The sequence below is a fragment of the Paenibacillus sp. 2TAB23 genome, assembly GCF_052115165.1.
GTDB lineage: Bacteria > Bacillota > Bacilli > Paenibacillales > Paenibacillaceae > Pristimantibacillus.
The window spans coordinates 190149-214775 of record NZ_JBFRGD010000007.1 but is presented as its reverse complement, the minus strand read 5'-3'; the positions used below and the strand labels follow the sequence as shown (position 1 = coordinate 214775).

20 protein-coding genes are annotated in these 24627 nt (G+C 48.9%); 2 read left to right on the top strand and 18 right to left on the bottom strand.

The annotated features are described in order from the left end of the window. Positions 1–34: 34 nt before the first annotated feature. Entirely contained in the window at positions 35–1321 is a 1287-nt protein-coding gene (locus tag AB4Z29_RS12970) for a metallophosphoesterase family protein (RefSeq protein ID WP_441943470.1), read from the bottom strand. 33 nt (positions 1322–1354) lie between these two features. Beyond that, complete coding sequence (locus AB4Z29_RS12965; RefSeq protein WP_441943469.1) at positions 1355–2482, bottom strand: glycosyltransferase family 4 protein; 1128 nt, start codon at positions 2480–2482, stop codon at positions 1355–1357. Between the two features lie 130 nt (positions 2483–2612). Between AB4Z29_RS12965 and AB4Z29_RS12960 the strand changes: the two genes are divergently transcribed. Further along, positions 2613–3785 carry a diguanylate cyclase gene (locus tag AB4Z29_RS12960; RefSeq protein ID WP_441943468.1) on the top strand — a complete coding sequence of 391 codons (1173 nt, stop codon included), beginning with the start codon at positions 2613–2615 and terminating at the stop codon, positions 3783–3785. A gap of 7 nt (positions 3786–3792) precedes the next feature. Here the strand turns inward: AB4Z29_RS12960 and AB4Z29_RS12955 are convergent, their stop codons facing one another. The 9 genes from AB4Z29_RS12955 to AB4Z29_RS12915 all read right to left on the bottom strand — a co-directional run bounded on the left by AB4Z29_RS12955 (position 3793) and on the right by AB4Z29_RS12915 (position 11700). Continuing rightward, positions 3793–4590, bottom strand: a complete 798-nt coding sequence (locus AB4Z29_RS12955) for a helix-turn-helix domain-containing protein (RefSeq protein ID WP_441943467.1) — start codon at positions 4588–4590, stop codon at positions 3793–3795. Between the two features lie 1295 nt (positions 4591–5885). Beyond that, the gene (locus AB4Z29_RS12950; protein WP_441943466.1) at positions 5886–6140 is read right to left on the bottom strand and encodes a DUF2164 domain-containing protein; all 255 of its coding nucleotides are present in this window, start codon (positions 6138–6140) and stop codon (positions 5886–5888) included. 4 nt (positions 6141–6144) lie between these two features. Beyond that, a complete protein-coding gene (locus AB4Z29_RS12945) occupies positions 6145–6936 on the bottom strand; it encodes a PhzF family phenazine biosynthesis protein (protein ID WP_441943465.1) in 792 nt (263 codons plus the stop codon). Beyond that, complete coding sequence (locus AB4Z29_RS12940; protein WP_441943464.1) at positions 6933–7412, bottom strand: hypothetical protein; 480 nt, start codon at positions 7410–7412, stop codon at positions 6933–6935. Before AB4Z29_RS12940 ends, AB4Z29_RS12945 begins: the two co-directional genes overlap by 4 nt. A gap of 119 nt (positions 7413–7531) precedes the next feature. Next, complete coding sequence (locus AB4Z29_RS12935) at positions 7532–7984, bottom strand: GyrI-like domain-containing protein (protein ID WP_183563904.1); 453 nt, start codon at positions 7982–7984, stop codon at positions 7532–7534. A gap of 144 nt (positions 7985–8128) precedes the next feature. Next, positions 8129–9037, bottom strand: coding sequence for an HPr(Ser) kinase/phosphatase (gene hprK / locus AB4Z29_RS12930; protein ID WP_183563907.1), 909 nt, complete (start codon positions 9035–9037; stop codon positions 8129–8131). Between the two features lie 95 nt (positions 9038–9132). Then, positions 9133–9915 carry an ABC transporter permease gene (locus tag AB4Z29_RS12925; protein WP_441943463.1) on the bottom strand — a complete coding sequence of 261 codons (783 nt, stop codon included), beginning with the start codon at positions 9913–9915 and terminating at the stop codon, positions 9133–9135. 4 nt (positions 9916–9919) lie between these two features. Next, complete coding sequence (locus AB4Z29_RS12920; RefSeq protein ID WP_441943462.1) at positions 9920–10723, bottom strand: ABC transporter permease; 804 nt, start codon at positions 10721–10723, stop codon at positions 9920–9922. After that, complete coding sequence (locus AB4Z29_RS12915) at positions 10723–11700, bottom strand: ABC transporter ATP-binding protein (RefSeq protein ID WP_441943461.1); 978 nt, start codon at positions 11698–11700, stop codon at positions 10723–10725. Before AB4Z29_RS12915 ends, AB4Z29_RS12920 begins: the two co-directional genes overlap by 1 nt. A gap of 153 nt (positions 11701–11853) precedes the next feature. Between AB4Z29_RS12915 and AB4Z29_RS12910 the strand changes: the two genes are divergently transcribed. After that, positions 11854–12000 (top strand): hypothetical protein, encoded by a 147-nt coding sequence (locus AB4Z29_RS12910; protein ID WP_441943460.1) that lies wholly within the window; start codon positions 11854–11856, stop codon positions 11998–12000. 59 nt (positions 12001–12059) lie between these two features. Here the strand turns inward: AB4Z29_RS12910 and AB4Z29_RS12905 are convergent, their stop codons facing one another. The 7 genes from AB4Z29_RS12905 to AB4Z29_RS12875 form a co-directional block, all read right to left on the bottom strand. Continuing rightward, complete coding sequence (locus AB4Z29_RS12905; RefSeq protein ID WP_441943459.1) at positions 12060–14063, bottom strand: glutaminase domain-containing protein; 2004 nt, start codon at positions 14061–14063, stop codon at positions 12060–12062. An 86-nt stretch (positions 14064–14149) separates the two neighbouring features. Beyond that, positions 14150–15817: an extracellular solute-binding protein gene (locus AB4Z29_RS12900; protein WP_441943458.1), complete on the bottom strand. Its 1668-nt coding sequence runs from the start codon at positions 15815–15817 to the stop codon at positions 14150–14152. Between the two features lie 54 nt (positions 15818–15871). Beyond that, on the bottom strand, positions 15872–16765 hold the full coding sequence (locus AB4Z29_RS12895) for a carbohydrate ABC transporter permease (protein ID WP_441943457.1): 894 nt from the start codon (positions 16763–16765) through the stop codon (positions 15872–15874). Between the two features lie 13 nt (positions 16766–16778). Beyond that, entirely contained in the window at positions 16779–17690 is a 912-nt protein-coding gene (locus tag AB4Z29_RS12890; protein WP_441943456.1) for an ABC transporter permease, read from the bottom strand. 18 nt (positions 17691–17708) lie between these two features. After that, positions 17709–20777, bottom strand: coding sequence for an alpha-mannosidase (locus tag AB4Z29_RS12885; RefSeq protein WP_441943455.1), 3069 nt, complete (start codon positions 20775–20777; stop codon positions 17709–17711). Positions 20778–20802: 25 nt separating this feature from the next. After that, on the bottom strand, positions 20803–22992 hold the full coding sequence (locus AB4Z29_RS12880; protein ID WP_441943454.1) for a hypothetical protein: 2190 nt from the start codon (positions 22990–22992) through the stop codon (positions 20803–20805). A gap of 453 nt (positions 22993–23445) precedes the next feature. Further along, positions 23446–24588, bottom strand: a complete 1143-nt coding sequence (locus AB4Z29_RS12875) for a GntR family transcriptional regulator (RefSeq protein ID WP_441943453.1) — start codon at positions 24586–24588, stop codon at positions 23446–23448. Between the last annotated feature and the right edge of the window lie 39 nt (positions 24589–24627).

Here is a 24627-nt window from a genome sequence, read left to right as displayed (position 1 = left end):
CCAAGTAGATTAACGTAAAGCGACACAGGTGCCATTAGCTTTCCCGTTCATTACCGTGCAGCAGGCCAAGAGCAAGCTCGCGCCCCTGCTCCAGCCACTGTTCCGGGAGCTCCTCCCATTCGCGTCGCAGCACCCTGCCAAGCTTGGCATGATTGGCTGCGCCTTTTATCGCATCCTGTGCGAATGCGCGCCATTTCAGCTGATCTTTCGACAGCTCCATGCTCATGCGATAGAGCTCACCCGCAAAGCTGTCTTCAGCCTCAAGCTCCTCTGTACGAATCTCGGCTCCTGTATTCGCTTCGAGCGTATAGACATGGATCCACCCTTCACCAGCGGATAAGGCTCTGCCTTCCTGCAGCTGCTCAAGCAGAACACGAGTGACAACAGGCTCCATTAGCTTATGATGGAGCGGTCCTCGGCCATTCAAGACTATACGCAGCATGACCATCCGTCCATCTGAATCCGTCAGTGCAAGATCCAGCAGCTCCTCAAGCTGCAGCAGCAGCTCCTGCTCACTGCCAATGCCTGTTATTGAGATGCTCCGCTCTAGCCAGCGCACGCTGTCAAGCGGGACAAAAGAGAGCTCCAAAGCTTTGGCAGCCGTCACATCAACCATCAAACAACCTTTGGCACCCGTTTCACGCGGGTTTCGACCCTGCACGTTCCCGGCGTATACGACATGGGGATACTCATGCAAGACACGGCGATGATGAATATGGCCCAACGCCCAATAATCAAAGCCTTTGCTGCCGATAAGCTCCTGCAGCTCGCAAGGTGCATATGGATCATGAGTTCCGTCGCCGTCGACGTTGCCATGCAGCATCGCAATATGAAAAGGAGCCTCCGGCTGCGTCTGATAGGCTGCAGCCATATTTTCGGTCACGATGCGGGTGCCATAAGATCTGCCGTAAATAAAGGCAGCCAGCTCACCGCTTCTGCGGTAAGCCGGCCGATATTCCATCTGATCCGATCCAAAAACAACAACATTAGACGGGAGCTTAAGCTCCGCGCGCGCGCCGCTCAATGGATCATGGTTCCCATGAATGACATAGACGGCAATGCCATGCTCCTCTAGCTTTGCCCACTCCTTCACTAGCGCAAGCTGTGCCCGCAAGGAGCGATCCGCCTCATCGAACAAATCTCCGGCTAATACAATGAAATCCACTTGGTTCCGAATGGCAGCGTGCGTCAGCTCCCGAAGCGCTGCAAAGGTTGATTCCATTAAAGCTTCCCTAACTGGGGCAGGTGCATTGGCAAGCCCGCGAAAAGGACTATCCAGATGCAAGTCTGCCGCATGAATGAAACGAAAAGGCACCGACATCGGCAACACCACCTATTCCCATTGAATAAACCGTCATTCCGGCTTCATATGAACGTAGACTTTCTTCAGCTGCGAGATTACCCTCGACAACGAATATACCTTTTTGGCTTTCTCCGAGCCGGCTCTTGCCAGATGGTAGCGATAGGCTGGATCGGTTACGACCTTCTCAAGCGCTTCGGCAAGTGCTTCCGGATTCTCAGGCGGGACAAGCAATCCGTTGATGCCGTCTTCGATTTGCTCCGCTATGCCCCCGACATTGGTTCCAACAAGGGCGAGCCAGCAGAGCGCAGCTTCGGCGAACACGGAACCGAATGCTTCAGCTCGCGATGGCAGCACGAATACGTCAAAAAACGGCATGAATTCCTCTGGATGCAGCATATAGCCATAAAAAATAATATCATCGTACAAGTCCAGCTCGACAGCCAATGCTTCAAGCTCTTCGCGAATCGGTCCGTCTCCGATAATATGGAGTACGAACGGATGCCCTCTCCGCTTCAACTCTGCGCAGGCATGGAGCAGCACGTCGAGCCCCTTTGCTGGGACGAGCCTGCAGACGGTAATAAGCTGCGTGACGGCATTTTCATGGGAGATCGGCTTAAACCGTTTTTCATCAAACCCATTCGGTATGACTTTAATTTTCTCCGGATGGTTGATATGCGGTGCAATATAGGATCGGAACGATTCAGATACCGTAAGCAAGTGATCCGCTTTCGCTTCCAGCTCTCCGTAAAGGCTCATTAGAAAAAGATGCTCGGGTCCGCCCTCTTTGATTTTCCCATTCAAGATAAGCTCTCGCTCGAAGCTGGAATGGATGGTAACGACGAGCGGTGTATCCGGGAACAGCTGCTTCATAACAAGCGCTGCAATCGGATGATGCGCATGTATAATATCGTATGGCTTTTTAATTCTCATTTTGGTCCACCATACGTAATCTTTGTAGGTTTGTATATATTTGTCTACCATTATATTCCCGCTGTAGACCGTGTGGTCGAAGGTCTCGAATTGAACCTCCTCTTGCCCTTTGCTGCGTACACGCTTCGGCAATGAGAACAACTCCATCTGCCAGCCAAGCTTGATAAAACGATCTTGAATGTACGGGATCATGGAAGAAACTCCGCCCGGCTGCTCCGGTGGAAAAAACAATGCTTGTAATATATTCATGCGTCCCATCCTTTCAAGGTCAAACATCATACGAATATCTCAGCTATTCGATTACCGTAAAACATGATATATTAGAACATATGTTTCTGTAAAGCTATTGCATCCTATACTAGATAACGGTGGTTAACTCATGTCAATTACACAATGGCTCTCAGGCCCGAACGGACAGCTGCTCTCGTCGTCAGCTGTTATCGTCATCTTAATCCTAATGCTCTTCATGTCGGTCAGGCTTTATGTAAGCTACCGCAACAAACGGATCTATCGCTTGCTCATTACGGCCATTCCCTTAATCATAGCCAAGCAATGCCTGCTGGTCGTACTCGTCTACCCAGGCTGGTCATTGTCGCCTTATCTGTATTTGAGCTTCACGATCATGCAGATCATTTCATTTATTATTATAAACTTTGTTTTCATGAAATTATATACTCATCGCTCAGCCGAGCTGAAAGTGATCCCTTTTATCATTATGGGTATAATGACACTTGTTGTTGCAGGCATACAAATTGCTCTTTCACCTATTACGGCAGAGTCCGCCGTTCACTCAGGGACCGTCACCTTCCCTGCGCTCGACTTTTACGGACTGATCGTGATCCTTATGGTCATGCTGGACACAAGGGGCGCTGACCTCAGCTCCAAATATTACGCAAGCTTGATCGTTTTTTTCGCGAGCGAGCTGGCACGGCTGGCTAACGAATATGTATTTCAGGAATCGCTGCTTTGGTTAATCTCGCTTAGCCAGCTTCTGCCCATCGTTTATTATACCTTGCTCTTTCTCTTGCTCTTTGAATGGGTGATTGAACGGCTTATGTTTACCTATCAATCCTCCATTATGGACGGATTGACGGGGCTTTATAATCGCCGGCATTTCTATTCCAAGGCAGAGCAGCTGCTTCAAGGCAGCAAATCGATGGCGATTATTTTTTGTGACATTGATAATTTCAAGAAATTAAACGATACGCACGGTCATCACAAGGCTGACGGCGTGCTTAAGCAGGTTGCCGAAATCATCAAAGAGGAATCAAGCGGTATTGGAGCTGCTGGGCGTTATGGCGGAGAAGAGCTGCTCAGTTGTGTAAGCTCTGAGCGAGTGAAGCCTGAGATCGTGGCTGAATCAATCCGTCGAAGAGTGGAGCAGGAAACGATGGTTACGATAAGCGTCGGCTTCAGCACCTCGAAGGAGAGCAAGGCCGTTCAAGAGATGATCAAGCAGGCGGATGAAGCTATGTACCATTCGAAAACAACGGGCAAGAACAAAGTAACGCCGTTCAAAGCAACGTCATCATCTAAAAAAACACTTGCTTGACAGCAGCTTAGCTGCAGGCTTCAGGCATAATCCGTTTAAGAAAGTTGTTCATCAGCAACGGCAGGGAAATCAGGATCGGAGGGTCATCCGCACGCGGTTCATATAACATGACCTGTTGATAGGGAACATTGTCGTACGCAGTTACGATTATGGGCTCCTTCGATCTTGTGCGCAGTGTCGCATGCGGAAGCAGCATATCTTTGGCCTGCGTACCCCAAGAAACCGATGTCGCCATCAAATAATAGGTGCCAGGTTTAACATCAGAGAAGCAGAAATCTCCTAATGAGGAGAGAAGCGTACCGTACAAGGGCAGCCCTTCCTGTATCGGCTTCGCGAATAATCCAATCAGAACAATTCCCTCGAATGGTATAACAGCTTGAACGCTCCCCTCGACTCGGTCATGATGCTTCGAAGGCACATACAGTGACTTCCAGCCATTCAGCTGCTGCAGCGTATCCAGCTGCCGGCTTGCTTGCAGCTTTGAATTACGGAATTCTGACGGCGTAACGCCGACCCTCTCCGTAAATCTAGATGTGAATGTGCCGAGGCTTTGCTGACCGATCTCCAAACCGACATCACGGATGCTTAAACGGGTCTGCAGCAACAAATCCTTTGCCTTCTGCAATCGAAGCGAAGATGCATAATATAAGGGAGAGAGACCTGTTCGCTCTTTGAAGATGCGTGTGAAATGAAAATTGCTGTATCCAGCGTAACCGGATAGTTTCGAAAGCGGGAGCGGCTCATAAATATTATCGTGAATATAAGCGATCACTCCGTCTATTTCTGCATACCGATCCGTAACCATGGCTGCATCTTCCTCCCGTCATGCTTCAATACCATCGTAAATAAGAACTCATGTTCGTATATATAATAACATATCGCATAAGAGAAGGAAACAGCCTATATGCTACAAATTGATGTGCAGCTTGTACGTTAAATTGCTTTTACCTTAACTTGCTTATAGCTCTTAGCTCTTAGCTCTTAGCTCTTAGCCCTTAGCCCTTAGCTTTTAGCCCTTAGCTCTTAGCTCTTAGCCCTTAGCCCTTAGCCCTTAGCCCTTAGCCCTTAGCTCTTAGCTCTTAGCCCTTAGCCCTTAGCCCTTAGCCCTTAGCTCTTAGCTCTTAGCTCTTAGCTCTTAGCTCTTAGCTCTTAGCTCTTAGCTCTTAGCCCTTGACCTTGCCCCGAATAGATGGACACGAAGAAAACCTCTATAATAAATCACGGAGGGGTTCAAATGGGACAAGGAAAGAAATACGACAAAGCATTTAAGGAGCAGGTCGTCCCAGTTGTAACTGAGGGTTTCTTGCTATCTACAATTTCATGGCAAGGTCACTGATCTATATTGGAGACTACGATGCAGAAAGTGCAATAGAAACCTCACATGTGCTGCCACCTGAAGGGCTACGTTGTACAAAGTACAACGAAAACCGGAAATTCCGTTGAAACAAACTAGAATCTACTGACTTCATTGCAGAAACTGCAATGTAGAGTGGTTGTTGGCGATCTAAATGGTCATTCTATTGCAGAAACTGCAACGTAGGCGGATGTTACTTAGGGGAGGGGGAGTTACTTAGTGTTGTTCGCGCTAAATTGGAACCACGCTGCAGAAACGCAACATAGCTCAGACGTTACTAGGGTTTTGGGGTAACCTAGTATAGTCTGAGCTATCGTGGAAGTTACGCTGTAGAAAGTACAATAGAAACCTCACATGTGCTGACACCTGAGGGGCTGCGTTGTACAAAGTACAACGAAAACCGGAAATTCCGTTGAAACAAACCAGAATCTGCTGATTTCATTGCAGAAACTGCAATGTAGAGTGATTGTTGGCGATCTAAATGGTCATTCTACTGCAGAAAATGCAACGTAGGGCGGTATAGAAATTTAGACAAACAGTTGTAACTGAGGGTTTCTTGCTGTCTACTATTTCATGGCAAGGTCACCTTAGCTCAGCCCTTAGCTTTTACCTTTTAACGTTTAGATTTTAGCCCTTAGCCCTTAGCCCTTAGCCCTTAGCCCTTAGCCCTTAGCTCTTAGCTCTTAGCTCTTAGCTCTTAGCTCTTAGCTCTTAGCTCTTAGCCCTTAGCTCTTAGCTCATAGCTTTTAGCGTTTAGTCGTAATCGGCTTCTCCAGGGCATAAAGCTCGTCTTCAAGCGTTTGCATACGTTCAAGGACAGCTTTCCGCGCATCGCTAATAGCATGGTTATATAGATGGGGGCCAATCTCTTGAATGACGAAATCGAGCAGCTGTTCTGCAGCGATCGATCCAATCGTTTCTGAACGCTCCAGCTCGAAATATTGCTGAATCTTTCCGGTTAACAGTTCTTTCTGCTCCTTAGGGAGCTTCATCATGAACATATGCTCATCCCTCCAATTGTCCTTTCAAAACGGTTACAGCTTGTCCCGACATAAAAACGCGATCCCCATCCGGCTTAACCTTAACGACCCCGCCGCGCGCGGATGCTTGATATCCCGTCAGCTCGTGCTTGCGCAGCCGTTTGGCCCAATAAGGCGCCAGAGCGCAATGGGCCGAACCCGTAACAGGGTCCTCGTCAACTCCGGTTCCCGGATAGAAAGCTCTCGATATGAAGTCATATTGCGAGTCTTCGCTCTTGCTCGTTACAATAACACCTCGTGCATCCAGCCTGGCAAGCAAAGCGAAATCCGGCCGCAGCGTTCGCACTATGTCTTCGCTGTCCACTTCTACGAAATAATCCATTCGATTTCGCCCCACAAACCTTGGAATAAGTCCTAATCCCTGCACAAGCTCCTCTGGAGCTACCGTTCCAAGCGGAGGCTCTGAAGGGAAATCCATATCTATCCATTCCCCGTTTCGCGCAGCGGTCAGAATACCGCTTTTGGTGTGGAAGCGCGCCTCTTCATCCGGTAGCAATCTCCCAGATTGCCACATCGCATGCGCAGTCGCGAGCGTAGCATGGCCGCATAGATCAACCTCCGCCAGTGGTGTAAACCAGCGCAGCCCCCAGCCATCCTCTGACGGAGTCACGAATGCCGTTTCCGATAAATTCATTTCCATAGCTACCTGCTGCATCCAGCTTTCAGACTGCGGCTCATCCACGAAACATATAGCAGCCGGATTTCCCTTATAGCGTTCGTTCGTGAACGCGTCTACGATGTATAAAGCAAAGCTCATTCTTTATCCCTACCTCTCATTATCCATATGTACCCTAATGCAGCTAGAACAGAACCGTATATGAGATGGCCCGTTATCCACATCATAAAGGATGCCCCATCCAGCGTCGAAGGTGTTCGCTCTGAAAGCTGTGTCAACGGTATCCACGTACAACAGGCGATGGCGACGCCCATCCCGAGTCCGAGTCTAAGCGGCGAGCTCCAAATTCTAAGTAAAACCAAATAAAGAATGCCTAAAGGCAGCGCTGCCGACATATGAAGCAAAAACTCGAACAGCTCTGAGCGAATACTCGGAAGCCAGCCAATAAAATCAACGTTAAGGAGAAGAACATAGACGCCTCTTCCTGTTAATTGTCCAAGCAGCTTCATCACCAAGCCGAGAATGACTCCGCTCAGCGCCCCAGTCAGAAGGCCGAATAGGAGCAGCATGAGCAGACGGCTATGTTTTACAGCGCGCTTGTCTTCAACCGAATGCACGATCCCCGCTCCTCTCTGTCAACTTACAAATAAAAAGTGCCTGCCTTCGCAATAAGATCGGAAGCAAGCGGCAGGTATGCCGTTCTCCGTTCCACTTGCGCGCAAGCACTCTATATGGGTTATCCTTTGAGGGGAATGAGCAGCTCGACCGGCTCTTCCTCCAAATGATGCTCGTCAATATAAAACAATTCCAGCGAAACCGCGTTATCCTGTTTCTCTAATCGCATCTCACTTATCCACGCATGAAGCTGCTCGTATCCTTCGCCGATTCTTTTGTTGGAACAGGCGACCATCGCGTATCGATGCTCGGGGATTGTGAACTGCACCATGCCTGGCGGAACTTCCTCCAAATGCTGAACCTCATAACAAGCCCAGTAGGTAGCGAAGGCCTCATTGCCGAAATACGGACTGTACAGCACCGTTGATTTGACAGCATCGTTCAGCTCATGCTTGCGCGTCAAAAACTCGGTTTGCAGCCTAATTGCCTCATCCGGAAAGGATGAATAAGGTCCGCAATAGCTGATGCCTGCCAAATGAAGGGCTGGCTTTGATACGATTGAGCAGTTTTCCACGCGATTTCCTCCTTCGAATCTGTCAGGACTTTTGCGCTAGGATGAGCTTTTTCTGTACATAGTGTATCATGTTTTGACTCTCAATGGGTAGTTGTTTACATGATCATCATGCGTAAATGGACAAAGCTCCATGTCTTCATTAGCTTACTCGACTTCCAGCCTTTTCATGAATTCTTCCAGCGCGCTGTATCCCTGCTGCTTCAAATACCAATTGTTCGCAGCCGCTTCAATTAAACCTGCGACGTCCCGACCCGGCTGCAGCTGGATCTCGATATGCGGAATTTGGACGCCCATATATTCCGTGAATTTCGGCTCAAGCTCCAAATCATTGTTGAGCTCATTGTCTCGCCATTTGGTAAGCTCAATATCGAGGACGATTCTCGTCTCATCCTGGAAGGCCTGTCTTCCATATAATCGCACAACATTGATAAGCCCAATGCTTCGCAGCGCAAGAAATTCCTTGGTCTTCTCGTTATGGGTACCAAGCAGCGTGCGTGAACTCAGCTTCTTGAGTACGACAATATCATCCGCTACGAGTCTGGAGCCGCGTCTTATGAGGGTATGAGCGGTTTCGCTTTTCCCTATGCCGGACTTCCCGCGCAGCAATATGCCTATACCGGACACATTTAAGCATATGCCGTGTATCGATATCTCAGGTGCGAGCGTTTTGAGAAGATAAGCGTCCAGCATACCGAGGAACTGTGCCGTAGCCACATTCGTACGCAGCAAGGGGATTCCCTCCTGGTCGCAATATTTGGTCAAATATTTCAATCCTTCTTGCCCTGCAGTGACGACAAAACATGGCGGATGGTATTTGACAATATTTCCGATATGGTGATTGCGTTCGTTCTCGCTTAAGCTGTGCAAGTAGGTAATTTCTTTCTTGCCTAGTATCTGTATATGCTCTTGCGGGAAAAATTCAAAATAACCGACAAATTCAAGCCCTGGACGATAGGCCCTCGCCTTCATGATTTTTCGGTCAAGCTGGTCTACGCCTGCTAGCACCTCCAGCGAAAACTGCGCTGCAAGCTCACTTACCTCTATTGCTTTCATCCTGCTGATCCCCCTTTGCTGCTGTGGTTTTTGTTAAGGGTAAGGATTCCACACCGCTTGGCATTTCCCTGCCGCTGTAACCAAATCGTCATCTTCTATGAACCGGTTGAACGGTAATGACGGACTCCCACATGCCATACCAACAAGCATGGAACGATAAAAAGGATGCCAGCGAGCGGTGCCAGCGTGTAGGGCAGCGGATTGCCCGTCGTCTTATCCAGCAAATAAAGCAAAGGCAAATAATTCACGCAGCCGAACGGAATAATGAACGTGAAAAACCGCGTCACCCATTTCTGGTAAATATTCAGCGGATATTGTGCCATTTCCCGTCCGCCGTCGGTGAAGATGTTAGCAATCTCCAGCCCCTGCACCGTCCAAAAGCACATGGTTGCCGCAAGTATGAAGATCCCCGTAAAAATAAATACCCCGCTCACGATCATAAAAAGCAGAACAAGTACTTTCAGCATCGTCCAGTCCGCTAATTGCTGGCTAACGGCCCATCCGAGCACAACTATGCTTTGAGCGAGCTTGCCTACTCGAGAAAATTCAAATTTAGAGCCTAGGACTTGCAATACGGTGCTGCGGGGACGGACAAGGAAGCGATCGAAATCTCCATTGCCAACGAGAGCCGAGAAAGAGTCGAACCCTCTTGCGAAACACTCGCTTAGAGCATATGACATATGAATGATGGAGAAGCACAGCGCGACCTCAGAGAATTCCCAGCCCTTAATTTGGCCGAAGCGTTCAAACATGAAGTAAAGCCCGGCGAGTACCGAGAACGGAATGAGAAATTGGCCGAAAGCGAGCAGCCAGAACGATGTTCGGTACTGCATTTGTGATTTAAATAAAACCTCGATATATTTCCCGTACAGCTTCATCTGCTTACCCTCCATTTACAACTACGTTGCGTAGTACTTTGGCCATTGTAAGTTTCCCGATTGTTATCAATAGGGCAAGCCAAACGATCTGGATCGTGATCCCTATCAGCGCTTCGCCTGTTCCAATATGGCCGGAATAGACTCGGAACGGAAAATCGGCAGTCCAGCGGAACGGCAGCACGTAAACGATGCTTTGCAGCCAATTCGGCATAAGTGGTACGGGAATGACCATGCCCGCCAAAAATTCTCCGATTACGCCGAACATAAGCAAAGAGCCCGCTGGCGACAACGTTACAAACACCGAAATGTACATGAGCATGGAAAGCGAAACGATCAAGCATAGGCCGAGTAACAAGGCGAGCACAAATAGTATAAAAGCAGCCGGATCAGCCGGCAGCGGCAGCCGGTAAGGCTCAGGCAGCAGCAGCGCCACGGCGAGAATAGGCAAGCTTCTCAACAGCGCGCTCGATAGACGCTGTGCCAGCAGCTTCGCGTACCATAGTCCGTATATACCGCTTGGTCTGCATAGCTCATACGCGATGTTGCCTGATGTGATAAGCTGGAAGAGCTCATTGTCGCGAAACCACAGCATAATAAATGCAAGGAAAGCCTGCTGCAGCCAGACATAGGTGATAAGCTGTTTCAATGTAATTGGCGGCTCTGTTACCGTACCGCTATAGAACGCTTCGAACACCATAATAATAATAAAGCCCCAGAAAAATTGCGTGGCAACACCGGCAAGTGCTGCCGTGCGGTATTGCAACCCATTCGTCAATCGCAGCTTAAATACCGATACGTAAGCTCTCATTATAGCTGATGCTCCTTATAGAGCTGAATGATCATGTCTTCGATTGGCAACGTGTCAATGGCAACATCAAGAATCTCAACTTGCTGGGACAAGCTGATCAGCACCTCGCTGATGACCGTCTGGGCAGTGTCCACGCTTAGTACCGCTCGCTCTGGCGACCAGGCTTCAATAACTGCCCCTTCCACCTTGAGCGGATCAGCATGATGGCTGTAAACGACCGTCATCGTTTTTAACGTTCCGAACTGACTGCGAATGGCGTTTAAGCTGCCGTCATAGAGCAGCTTGCCCTTGCCGATAAGTATAATCCGATTGGCAAGAGCTTCAATGTCATTCATATCATGCGTGGTTAGAATGACGGTAACACCCTTCTCCTCATTAATCGTACGGATAAAGCGGCGCACCGCAATTTTGGATACTGCATCCAAGCCAATCGTTGGTTCATCCAGAAATAAGACGCTTGGGCTATGCAGCAGCGATGCAGCGATTTCGCAGCGCATTCGCTGGCCTAGACTAAGCTGCCTCACCGGCATATGAATAATTTCCTGCAGCTCAAGCGTTTCGGTAAGCAGTGCTAGCGTACTTTGATACTCCTGCTCGGGCACCTTATAGATATCGCGCAGAAGCTCGAAGGAATCGATAACCGGAACATCCCACCACAGCTGTGAGCGCTGCCCGAATACGACTCCGATATGCTTCACGTATTGTACCCGATCCTTCCAAGGCGTAAAGCCCATGACCGTACATGTACCGCTGTCCGGGACAAGAATGCCGCTCATCACTTTAATCGTTGTTGATTTCCCTGCTCCGTTCGGTCCGATATAGCCGACAATCTCACCTGGCTCAATCGTAAAGGAAATATCGTTAAGCGCTTCCACAACCTTGTATTCTCTTTTGAATAATGCCTTCATTGCCTCTTTGACGCCCGACGAACGCTTTGCAACCTGATAGGCTTTGGACAAGTCCTTTACAATAATCACTTTTTGTACCTCCGTACATGATTTGGAAGAAGAATATTATCACTCCTCTGCGAGTGGTGTCAATGTATTTTTGAAGGATGAGAGAATTGCTTATGCGTCATTAGACTAATTTCCCATTTCATCGCACACACTAGCATGAAAGGAGCTGAGCCCATGGAAGAAAAACAGAAAGAAGCAGCCTACAAACCAGATATGACGAATTACGATTTTGTCTGGGGCAGTGACCAAGACGAATATGTAAAAGATAAAACAACTGCAGATGCATCACCTGAGCAAACGATCGTTCAAAAGGAAGAGTAAGAAGAAAAGGGCTTCCACCGTCATGTTTGATGACGAACAGGAAGCCCTTCGCTATAGGATTACGCAATTGGTTTTAGTAATCGGACAAAAAGGCCGCCGACGACGGAACGGTTCTGAAAATTGAGCTGCTCGCCTGTTCGTGTATCGTACCAATCGGTTAGGGGAACGCGGCTTGGCGATTCATTCATAAAATACCAGATCGGAGCTATCGCCTGCTCGAATTCTGCTTTGGAGCTTAACATGGACGCACACCATACGAGCCAATCGAGCTTCGTATAGCTGTTTCTGCTATCGAGCGGAGTGCCGAATTTGTTCTGTTTGCCCGAGTAATACCGATTTTCTCGATCAATGACTTGCTGCGGGAATAAGTGAAGTCCAAGCAGCCGGTCCCACACGAGATTATATTTAAGACTCCAGCTCTCCTCCGCGCTATCAAACGTCAGCTTGTAGTGATCGTCCGCATTCGCCATGCTCACCCAATTAGCTGCCATTTCTTTTGCAGCATCATAGTAGGCGGCTCCCTCCGGTTCTCCTAGCATCCTGCATAGGATCGCATATGCGCCTATCCCGTTAATCGCTTTGATAGATAGGTTCGTGTTATGTGCCAAATGACCGGCAAAATCATCCGTACACAGTTGATTGGCTGGATCCATGCCGTTTTCTTTCAAGTAAGCCGCCCATTTGGTCAAAAGCCCCCAGTGCTCTCTAGCAAAGTCTGCATTCTGCTCGTAAGAGCAAACGGCTGCCGCCATGATGAGCATATTGCCGCATTCCTCAATCGGCATTTGGTTCTCCAGCTCATTCTCGCCATAGACTTGACCGTTCGCAACTGGATAACAGCCTACATCATGCGGCGCGAATTGAAATCGCCAAGCTTCGCTGCCCGCATATCTGAAAATAGGCCTGAGCATCCCTTTGACCAGCTCTGGATTATAGAGCAAAAACAACGGAATCGATGGATAGCTCACATCCACCGTGGCGATGCAGCCATTGCTGAAATTTTCTTTGGAGAAAAATAAAATCTCTCCATTCTCATCGTTTACCAGCTTATGAGCCGCGATGGCCTGCCGATAGGAGAGCGATAATATGTCACTGTAATGGCTCCCTCCTTCTACACGGCTCTCCTCCGTAAGCTTTCGGTTGAATGCTTCGCATTTGGCTTGTATCTCGTCATATTGCGCAACAGCCAGAACGAGCATTTCCTCAAAGCCCATCCCGTTTCTCCGCCAATAAGCATCCAGCTTCTCGCCGAAATATTCGATGGAATGGACATCGTCATATGCGGCAACCACATATTGCGAGGCTTGCTGATCCTGTACCAGGCCGAAATCCAATACAGCCGCCATCACCGGCGTCTGCTCCTCCGCAGACCGTGGGTGCGCTTCATCATCGCCTCGCGGCAGGCGGCCGTCTTTCATGAATTGTTCTCTGACCTGATAAGAATGAATCGTTGTTTCTTGCTTGTCAGACTGCGGAATTGCCAAATACACATAGCCCCAATCAATGCGCGTATCATCGCCGGTTCGAGCCAAAACGGGCTGCTCTACCGTACCTATGCACATCGCTTCTATGCCGCCATCGATTGATTTACGCGACCAGCTTACCCTTTGATCCGTCGTATTCACACATAATTCGGCAGAGATATCCATATAAACTTTGACTTCATGCGGCTTGCCGTCTGTCGAACGAACGCGGAAGGTCATGTAGGAAGCAGGTCTTGACAACAAGTCCAGATCATCCAGCAGCAGCGGGCTGGTGAATAACACTTCCAACTCAACGCCATCGTCTTCGAACGTATACGTGGTAGTCACAGCCTCAACCTTCAAGTCTTTCTGTACCATTACGCTCGGTTGTCCGCCGCTCGCATGCTCATTCAACTCTAATTTTCCCATGAACACGCGGGCATTGCCGTCAATCCGAATAATGCCCGTCATGCTGTTGCGTTTATTCGTCCAATGTCTCGTATGATCATCGTACAAATGATCCGATGCCGACCATACGCTAAAATAAGGATCTACTGTAATTAGAGGGACAGAAGGGGGTCTAAACGATTGCGACACCATATGCATCTCCTTTATCTTCATCATGTAAGCGTCAGTTGTTAGTTGGGGGGGGGAGCAGCCAGGCTCCCCCCTCCCAAGCAGACCTGTTAATTCGGCAGCTGCATCGTAACAACTTCTTTACCTTTTAGGTTTTCGTTCGTAAATTTCATCGCTTCATCATAGCCGGTTTTCCTCAGTTGCTCGCGCAGCTCGTTCAATATCTTCAATGCCGCTTCGTCCGACTTCGCATAAACCGCTTCTTTCCAAGCATCATTTGTTTTGTCCATCGAAGGCTTTAACATTTCCCATTTATCGGATTTAATGATAACATCGCCTGGGTTGTAAGCGGTAATCACTTTGATGCCGTTCGGGCGCAAAATTTTACGGGCATTGTCCATAGCGGCGATGCGCTCTTGATCGAGCCAAATGTCGCCACCGGCAACCGAGTTGATTCGGTCCATTCCTGACATGGAAGAGAATCCGATCTCGAGGCCTTCGTTTTTGCGGGCAGTCAGCTTGCCTGACGTATCTGCGGCAAATTTATCGAACCACTCTTTCTTCGCTGTCGGCTTCCCATTCTCCATATCCCAGTGGACGCCTTGAACGCCATAGCGAACGAGCATGAAGCCCTCATCGGAAGCGAGATAATCAAGAAGGCGAAGTGCGGCATCCACATCTTTGCAGGCTTTTGTAATCGCTGTCACGTTATTGCCTTGAATTCCAAGATCGACTGGACGGTCCGGCTCCGCGCCTGCGCGTTCAAGCGGTCCAACCGGTACAAAGTCGCTGCCCGGATTCGCCTTAACATACTCCTTCGTTGCGTCGAGAATGGCAGGATAGTGCGCGGCAAGAATGGCGACGCGTCCTTGCACGATTTTCTCCTTCGCGATTGGATCTGTTTGGGTGAACGCTTCCGCATCAAGAAGTCCCTCGGACAGCAGCTTGCGGTAGTACAAGGTGTAATCGTCATAGCCTTTCGAGAAGAAGCTGTTCTCGATTGTCCCATCTCCATTGTCAACATATCCGGCACCGCCGTAAAACATCGTATTGGCGATTCCGACAGCCCAGCCATTGCTGAACCCGCCGAGCGGTATGACCGGCTGGCCGTTGGCTTGGAGATTTGCGTCCTTGATTTTTTTCAGGAATTGGTAGAACTCGTCTTTCGTTTTAACCGATTGCGGATCAACGCCGACGGCTTCCGCAATATCCTTGCGCACATAAAAACCGTATAACCAGTCTGTACCGTCCTTATCTGTAGCAGGCTGGTTCTGCAGCAGCAAGTATTTCTTGCCGTCATATGCGTCAATGCCTTTCTCGTACAAAGCAGGCGGAACATTTTCTTTGGCAATTGATTTTGCTAAATTCGGGTATTTGTCCAGCTTATCTGAGAAGTCGACCAATTGGTCTTCTTTGGCTGCTTTAATGATGCCGTCAAGCTCTCCTCCCCAGGCAGGTCCTGTATAAATATCAGGCAAGTCCTGAGTTGCGAAGATGGCATTGACCTTTTCCGTTTCGCTGCCTGTCGTATATTCCCATTCTACCGTGACGCCGGTCTTCTCTTTTATCACCTTCTCCACCGGGGTCATATCCACTTCGGCACCGCTGGAGCCGTTCCAGTTATGAAGGACTTTCAGCGTCACTTCCTTCGTGCCGGAAGCTCCACCATCACTTACCTCGTTATTAGCATCATCCTTGTTCGCACAGCCAGCCAGAACGCCAGAAAGTAAAACGGCTGCAAGAAACAGCTTTGCCCCTTTTAACCCCAAATTCCTCATAATACCCCTCCATCTCAAATTAGAAAAATATGATAAAGTCCTTCGAGAAGACCGTTATCCTTTGACAGATCCGATCATGACACCTTTGACGAAATACCGCTGCAAAAACGGATAGATGCACAGAATCGGAAAAACGGTAATGACGAGCAGAGCCATCCGCAGCGATTCAGGCGTCGATCCGCCTGCGCTTGCACTTATCGTCTGGCCGCCTTGCTGCGCTGAGCGCTGCATCGAAGAGGACAATGCTTCCGCTTGCGTAAGCATTTCCTGAAGCAAGGTTTGTACGGGAATTAAGGATTTATCCGAGACGTAATAGGCTCCCGTAAACCAATCATTCCAATGGGCAACCCCGATAAACAAGGAGATTGTGGCAAGCACGGGACCCGACAGAGGCAGAATGATGCGCATAAAAATCTGAAAATCCCCGTATCCGTCAATACGCGCAGATTCCTCGAGCTCTTCCGGAATGCCTTGCAGAAAGGTTCGTATGATGACAATATGCATGAAATTGAACAGCATCGGAATGACATACACCCAAAAGGTATTGATGAGATGCAGCTTTTGAAGCGTTATGAAAAACGGAATGAAGCCAGCGCTGAATATCGTCGGCAGGAAAATATAGAAGGCGAAAAACGACCTTCCTGGCAGCGATTTTTTGGATAACGCATAAGCCATAAGCGTACTTAGCCCTACATGCAGTAAAGTACCAAGCAGCGTTCGGGCCAACGTGATTTTGTAAGCCTGCCAAATTCTCGCATTCTCGAATACCTCCGCATAATTGTCGAGCGTAAGCTTGCGGGGCAGGAAGTATAAAGCGCCAAGCATGGAATCCTTCCCGTCGTTAAGCGAGTACGCCAAAATATAAATAAATGGATAGATCATCGAAAATCCGACCAAAGCCAGAAAGATATAGTTGAGGATCGTAAATACGGACAAATGGCGTTTCATCTCGTCACTTCCTTTAGAAGAGGGATACATCGCTAACCTTGCGTGCAATGCGGTTGACCGCGAGAATAAGGACCAAACCAATGACGCTTTGGAACAAGCCGACCGCCGCGGCATAGCTAAGCCGTCCCTCGCTTATGCCGGATTGGATGACATGCACGTCCAGCACGCTTCCGATGCCTGCGGTAGCCGGACCGCTAAGGAGAAGCAGCTGCTCATAGCCAGCGCTCATCAAGCTACCTATCGATAGAATGAACAGAATAATCGCAATGTTGCGCACGCCCGGTAAAGTCACATGCCAAATTTGCCGAAACCGATTCGCTCCGTCGATCTTCGCAGCCTCGTAAAGCTGTTGATCGATGCCGACGATAGCGGCCATATAGATAATCGAGTTCCACCCGATGCTCTTCCAAATGTCCGAGCCCACAATAACCTGATAGAACCAGGAGGTATTGTACAGGAACTGCACAGGCTCCATCCCTAAAGCGATTAACAGCTCATTGACTGGCCCCCCGTGCAGAGAAAGGAGCCGCTGCATAAGGGTAACTACGACGATCCAGGACACGAAGTGCGGTAAGTAAGAAAGCGTTTGCACTGTTTTCTGAAATTTAATGCTTCGTATCTCGTTCAATAGAACCGCGAGCAGGATCGGCATCGGGAAACCGATAAACAGCTTCATGAAGCTGATAATGATCGTGTTGCGGAGAATTTGCTCAAATTTGTAGTAATCGAAAAATTGCTGGAAATATTTCAGACCCGCCCAAGGACTTCCGGTAAAGCCTCCCGAAAAGGTATAGTCGCGGAATGCGACCTGGATGCCGAATAACGGGACATAAGAGAAGATGAAAAACCAGACGAGTCCGGGCAGCAGAAAGAAGTAGAACACTTTATGCTGCCAGATTTTCTTCAAAAGCAGAGATGAACGCATAAGCCCTTGCTCCTTTCCCTAAAGAGTCATCGCTTGATTCGTCAAACGCAAAGTCTTGATCTCAAACGGAGTGAAGGATAATGCTATTTTCCCGTTTGCAACCGGCACGCTTTGAATGTTCTCTTCCATCAAATCGACCAGCCACGCCTCATCGATATGAAAGCCTAGACTTAACGCAGTGTTAACGCTCGTACCGGCCGACTCGTACAGCCGTACAATAAGATCGCTTCCGTCCTCGGCCTTCTTCACCGTTTCCACCATTACGTTCGGATGATCCGCACTTAGAATGCTTAGCAAGGGCGCGAGCTTGCTCGTACTCTCGGTGCGTGATACAGCCTCTGCCTTAAGCGGGATATTGAGCTCGTAGCCGCGTTTATAAATCTCCGCCTGTACATGGTTTCCCTTATGCGGGAAAAGAGAATAGGTGAAAGAATGCTCCGCGCGATCGGCATCTGGATCTGGACTCGTGGTGCTGCGCAGCAGGTTCAGATCCAGCATGCTGCCCTCCGCTCTGTGACCGTACTTACAATCATTAAGCAGCGCTACACCGTAATCCGGATCAGACAAATCCACCCAATGATGGGCGCATATTTCATCCTTCGCATAATCCCACATCGTATTGCGATGAGTTGGGCGTTTCAAATAACCGAACTGAATCTCGCAGCTCACAGAGTCAGACCGGACATTTACAGGAAACGAAGTACGCAGCATCTTGCCCGTTTCCCGCCAATCGACATTCGTGACGAAATCAATCCTTCTGCTTCCTTCCATCAACACGATCTTTTGCGTTAGCGTTGATGCTCCGAATCCATACCTTTGAATAACGCCTGATGAGGGACCATCCACAAATTCAACAGCATCGCTTAGTCGCATGAACTGACTTTCTGTTAGGCGATAATCCTGACGGAAATCCCACGCATCGCCTGAGTCATTATAAACGCGAAGCTCATTGGCCCTTTCATCCATAGCTACAACTTCGCGCTGATGCTCCTTATCATAAATCGATGCAATGGCGCCGCCTTCCGCGAAAGTAATCGCAAGCAAGTCATTCTCTATGCGCACAGGCGCCTCTGGAACCTGCGATTCCCGAACGGGTGATACCGTCACCGAATCTGCTGCTGCCGCTACCTCAGCTTCGGCCTGGGGCATGAGCGCTCCTACCATTGCATAGCCCATTGGCGGCACAATGGCATGCTGCCACTTCCCGTCTATTTTCAGCCATTCGTTCCGCTCCCAAGGCAGGGAATTGAAGACGACAAGCTGCTCTCCTTCTGACTGTGCCAGCAATTGGCCAGCTACAGAACGATAGGTATCTGATATCATTTGATCAACGCGGCCCTGCAAGATCGCGTATCTCGCCAGCGACTCGTCATACACCCGCTTAATAGAAGAGCCTGGTAAAATATCATGGAACTGGTACAGCAGGACTTCCTTCCAAATTTCCTCGAGCTCTTCAGCTGGATAGCGGTGTCCGTTTGTCAAACCAGCCAATACCGAAGCAAATTCCAGCTCTCGCAGCGCCTTCTCGAGCTTCCGGTTATACTTTTTGTTTCTTGCTTGGCTCGTCAACGTCCCTTGATGCTTTTCTAGATACAACTCTCCTCGCCAGGATGAATACCGTTCCGAGTCTTGATTCAGTTTCTCGAAAAATTCGGAAGAATGCTGCTGCACCACTGGGCTTAAGCCAAGCAAATTTTTCTCACGGGCAAGCCTCTCCAAATGCTCCTCGCCCGGACCGCCTCCGCCATCGCCGATACCAAACAGCATGAGGCATTGCTCCGACACGTTTTTGTCCAAGTACTCTGTTTCCGCCTTTATAATCGAGCGCGGTGCAGCCGGACTATTGTAAGTATCCTCCGGCGGCATATGCATCAGCACCTGCGAACCATCGATTCCCTCCCACATAAAGGTGTGGTGGGGGTGTTTATTGTACACGCTCCAAGACAATTTCTGCGTCATCATGTAGTCAACGCCGGATTTCTTCAGCAGCTGCGGCAAGCTTGCCGTATATCCGAACACATCCGGCATCCATAGCGATTTCATCTCCTGCCCGAATTCCTTCTGGAAATATCGCTTCCCGTACAAAATTTGCCGGACAAGCGACTCGCCGCTCGGAACATTCGTATCGGCTTCCACCCACATTGCGCCCTGAAGCTCCCATCGCCCCTCCCGCACGCGCTGCTTGATCTCTTCGAACAGCTTCGGATAATACTGCTTCATCCACTCGTATAGCTGAGGCTGGCTTGCTCCAAATACATAATCGGGATAACGCTCCATCATGCGCAGCGCCGTCGAGAAGGTTCTCGCTCCCTTGCGAATGGTTTCTCGAATCGGCCACAGCCAAGCGAGATCGAGATGCGCATGACCGATCGCACTGATCGTCAGCACCGGATCGCCGCCGCGCTTCGCAAGCTGTCTGCCAAGGATCTCCCTCGCACGAGCAACGCGCTCATCGGTGAGTTCAGTCAGCAGCAGCGACACCTCATATAACGCCTGAAAAACTTGCATTTTCCGCGCCGAACCCTGCGGCAGCCGCTCCGCTGTCTCGAGAAGCACTTCTCCATCGTAGTACAGCTGTCTTAATTCCTCGCGGCACACGGCGATTACCGCTTCCTTCAACGTGCCGCTGCGGTACCGGCCGAACAAATCATTGCAGCCCGCATCACCCCATAGGTCAATGGCTTCCTGACCTGTCGCGCTTTCGTTCACATGGACGACCCGCTTGCCTGGCAAGCCGAGCGAATAATCGAATTCCGAGTTAATATTCGTTAATCCCTGCACGGGTGAACCATCATCGTCGACGAGGCATAGCTCTCCATTAATATCAATCAACAGTACGATCTTCGACCCTTTGACGGATTCATCAGCCCGGCCGGTGAAATGAAACCATGCGCAATCCCATAAGTTGCCCCATCGGTCACCAGGAGCGAGTTCTACCATTCGTCCAGACCTCCGCTCAGTAAAGGGAACAGGCTCCGGCGTTACCCATGCTTGAACGCGCAGCTCAGACAACGGTGTGTAGATTTGTTCCTTCCAACCTTCCAGCATCGATTTCAGCTGTTCTGGCCTGATCATCTCATATGGCATGTCTAGTCTCCTTTTTCAACTATGATCAGCTTTCCCATCTCACTTTCACAACCACATCCGCATCGCTGCGGTGCTCGTATTTCAGCAGAACCGTCTCAGATGCTGCGTCCCACTCGAACAGAATGATATCCTTTTTGCCGCTCCATGCCAGCATGGCTGATACCGGCTTCTTCGGGCAATAAAACCTTGCCACTGCCCGTATCTGCTCGGGACCCTTTACTCGAAACTCAAAACCAGCTTCGCTCTGTGCAAGCGCTTCAATTCGCGAAGACGCTGCGATACACTCAACTCCCCCATGAGCGGGTCTCCCCTTTTCCACATCAAACAAAAAGGCTTGCCCATCTGGAGCTATGCTTACCTTTGGTACAATTGGGAGCTCCGGATCGAATAAATCAACGACGGGGCCAGCAATTGTGAGCGGCGTCTCTGCTACGGATTCCTCAAGCACAGCGGCAATAATATACGGGCCTCTCCGCAGGTGGAAGTAGTGCTTGATCTGAAGCTCAATTGGCGCACTCGCAACCGAGCTAACCGTCTTCTCAACCATGTCCACCAGTGCAGCAGCACCTTCGGAAGAATTCGCGCAAGAGTCGGGATGGACAGCTAGATATCCAACCGCTCCTTTTCCCGATGAGCTCACACTGCTATGTGATCCGTCTATATCCAATTGCGCGAATAGATGCTCCCTTGGAGAGGTATAGCTCAAGCCTCCTTCATTCCACCAAGCGCGAATCGCGTGGTAAGGATCTGAGTCGTCTCCCACATAGATTAGTGCTCCTCCATTCCTGACCCATCCGGCTAACGCAAAATGCAGATCCGGATATTCCGGCTTCATGAACTCGTAGCTTAGCAATAGGACCCGGTAATCACTCAGATAATCCGCGAATCTGCGTACGTTGTCCAACTGAACGGGTCGAACTGAAATTCCTTGTTTGAGCAGCGGCAGCGCCAGTCCGTAGAAGGCAGAGAAATCGAGCAAGTCCGTGTCTTGGTTCGATTCGAGAGCAGCTGTACTCGTTCCGTCATACTTGTGTAACGGAGCAGAACTATATTCATCGAACTTCAAGCGCTGGAACATGGCCGAATCTGCAATTAACACGCCAACCCGCGACATCGTTTCCTCGGATGGCTCTAATTCATGCTCCATATTTCCAAGCGTATGCATGATGTTCAACAGCATGGTTGCGTAGCCTGACGGTATGCCTTCTTTCCCGCTGCCGTCTTCCGATGGATATTGACCTTCAAAAACCCGTCTCGGCCACGGTGATACCTCATAGTGGGAAACTGCGGGGTGAAGCAGTGAAGCCACTACGATTTGGCAGTAGTTCAGCTTGTAATCCGCCCATGTATAGGTTGGGTTATCTTCGATTGGATCATGAAGAAACCACATCCGTTTCCCCGTTCCCCTGACCAGCTCCTGCATAATGCCATACTCGAGATATGCGGTTTCGAAGGTTCTTTCTTTCCTTATCCCTTTATAAACATTCGGTGTTCGCGACGTCCCTGTCCAAATTTGAGCAATATAGCCATCCACTGAGGGTAGATCAATTAATTGCGATTCCGGACTAACGATTCTCCACTGCGTGTAGTTGATCAGACTATGGGTCGGCACATAAAAACGCAAATCACGATCGTATCGCGTCAAGGCATATTCCTTTAATTCCGTGCACAAACGATCCAAACTGCGAGTGTATAGGTGCGCCTTTAGCTTCGAAGCTCTGAACTGTGCATCTGCAGACGAATGAGGCGGTGACCAAGGCTCCCTGTAATACAATCGCCATTCCCGCTTGAACGCTTCCGAGTAACCGCCATTCACCCAAAACTCCGGCTCCTCCAAATGAATAGCCTCAACACCGGCGTCGACCGCTAAACGTATGGATTCTGCCAAAAATTTCGTATAGCTCAGTGTTGGGACCATATAAGGAATATCCGGCGTAACACCGTGTATGATGTGATCGCCATTCCTGTCGGTCTGTGCCTCATCCCAGTGAATTCGTCCATCCACATGCCCATCTAAGTAATCTTGATAATTTCCCCATGCGACCCCAGTCATCAAATGAATAATGTAGCCTTTTTCGCTCCACTGCCGAATTCGTTCCGGCATCGTCTCATCGATTCCGTAGACCATAACAAAGTCGGTCTGTAAGTCATAGGAAGCGCCATACACTGCCGACTCCTGAAAACCCGTTCTTTCTTCGCGTCGATCTCTGGCCAAATGCAAGACCTCCAAGCGGATGGTATAGGTTCTGAATTGCAATTTATTTGGGTTGGCTAATTCTTATTCAGTATAGCCTTTTATATGTATATATTCAATATAAACTTTTCTCATTTTTCAAAGAAAAACCGATCACCTTTTAAGGCGATATTTACATTTTAAGGATATTTTACTGATTCATAAGCACTAAAAAGCTCAAAAACATCATTTTTGTTTGTCTTTCAGCCTATTTTTCAACATTTCCGCGAATTGAATAAGAAGAATTTTGTCGAATAATCCTCTTTTATATTTATTGTTATATTTAATATATATAAAACGAAAGATGTTATTTTATCCATTCATCCTTTTGAGCCATACATTAAAGCCTTCCTATCATCCAGCACAAAGTAAAAAAGCTGCCCAGCTGTCATCGAGAATGACAGACTGAACAGCCTTTTCCATATCGCAGCCTATTTACTTGCACGCACTTGTCGTATGACGAGTAATTAACTCCGGTTTTATAATGATTTTAGTATATTTACCCTTTTGGTCCTCGCCGGAATGAATGCGATCAAGCAGCAAGCCTGCCGCTTTATATCCGATCTCATGCTCGAATTGCTTCACGTGCGTGAAGTCAGTCACTCCTTCTATAATCGCCGCAGAATCGTCAAACGTAATGATCGACAGATCCTGAGGAACATGCAGCCCCGCTAGTTCTGCCATATGAAGAATATGAGCGCCTAGTCTACCATTGAGCGTAATATAAGCCGTAGCCATTCGGTTTTTGACATATCTGAACAAAGGATGAGTTTCTGGCTCACCGGCTTGCTTTATGCTGAATTCGGTAATGATATGAGCAGGGTTGATGAGCGCACCTTTGTTTTTAAGGGCGTTCATATAACCATCGATCCGCTCCTGAACCGTAACGGTTTGAAGGGGAGAGTCCGAGCAAATGGCGATTTCGCGATGCCCTAATTCCCAAAGGTGATCTACGGCTAGCTGGGTACCGATTCTACCGTCTGACGCAATATAATCAGTCTCTACGCCGGGCAGAAAACGGTCGATTAGAACGAATGGAAAGCCGCTGAATTTCATGCTTAATATTTCTTCGTTATACTGTCCTTCGTCAACCGGGAAAATAAGCAGCCCTTCAACGCCAATATCCATAAATAGCTTTATGGCTTCCTTTTCTTTTTCCAATACTCCGCCAGTCAATTGAATGACCGATCGGTATCCCTTTTCCAGCAAGCCTTTTTGCATCCCATCGATTAATCGGATGGAGAAGTAATCGTCAATGCTAGGCATAATGATCCCAATTAACCGATCCCTCAAACCTTCCTGCTGTTGACCTTGAACGGGTACCAACGGACGGCTGGATTCCGGCAATTCCGGCTTAGTTTTGTTGACGAAGCTTCCTCTTCCCGGAACCCGAATAATGGCACCCTCATTCGACAAACCAGCCAATGCGTTCACAACTGTAATTTTACTCACGTTAAAGAGCTCCATGAGCTCCTTCTCTGTAGGGATACGGTCACCCTGCTTCAGGCCCGAGGATAGTATAAGCTCTTTAATATAATCTTGAATTTGCTGATACAATGGCATGCGCTCATTTTTCATGTTCTCACCAAAAATTCTGTATATTTGTTATGTTATATA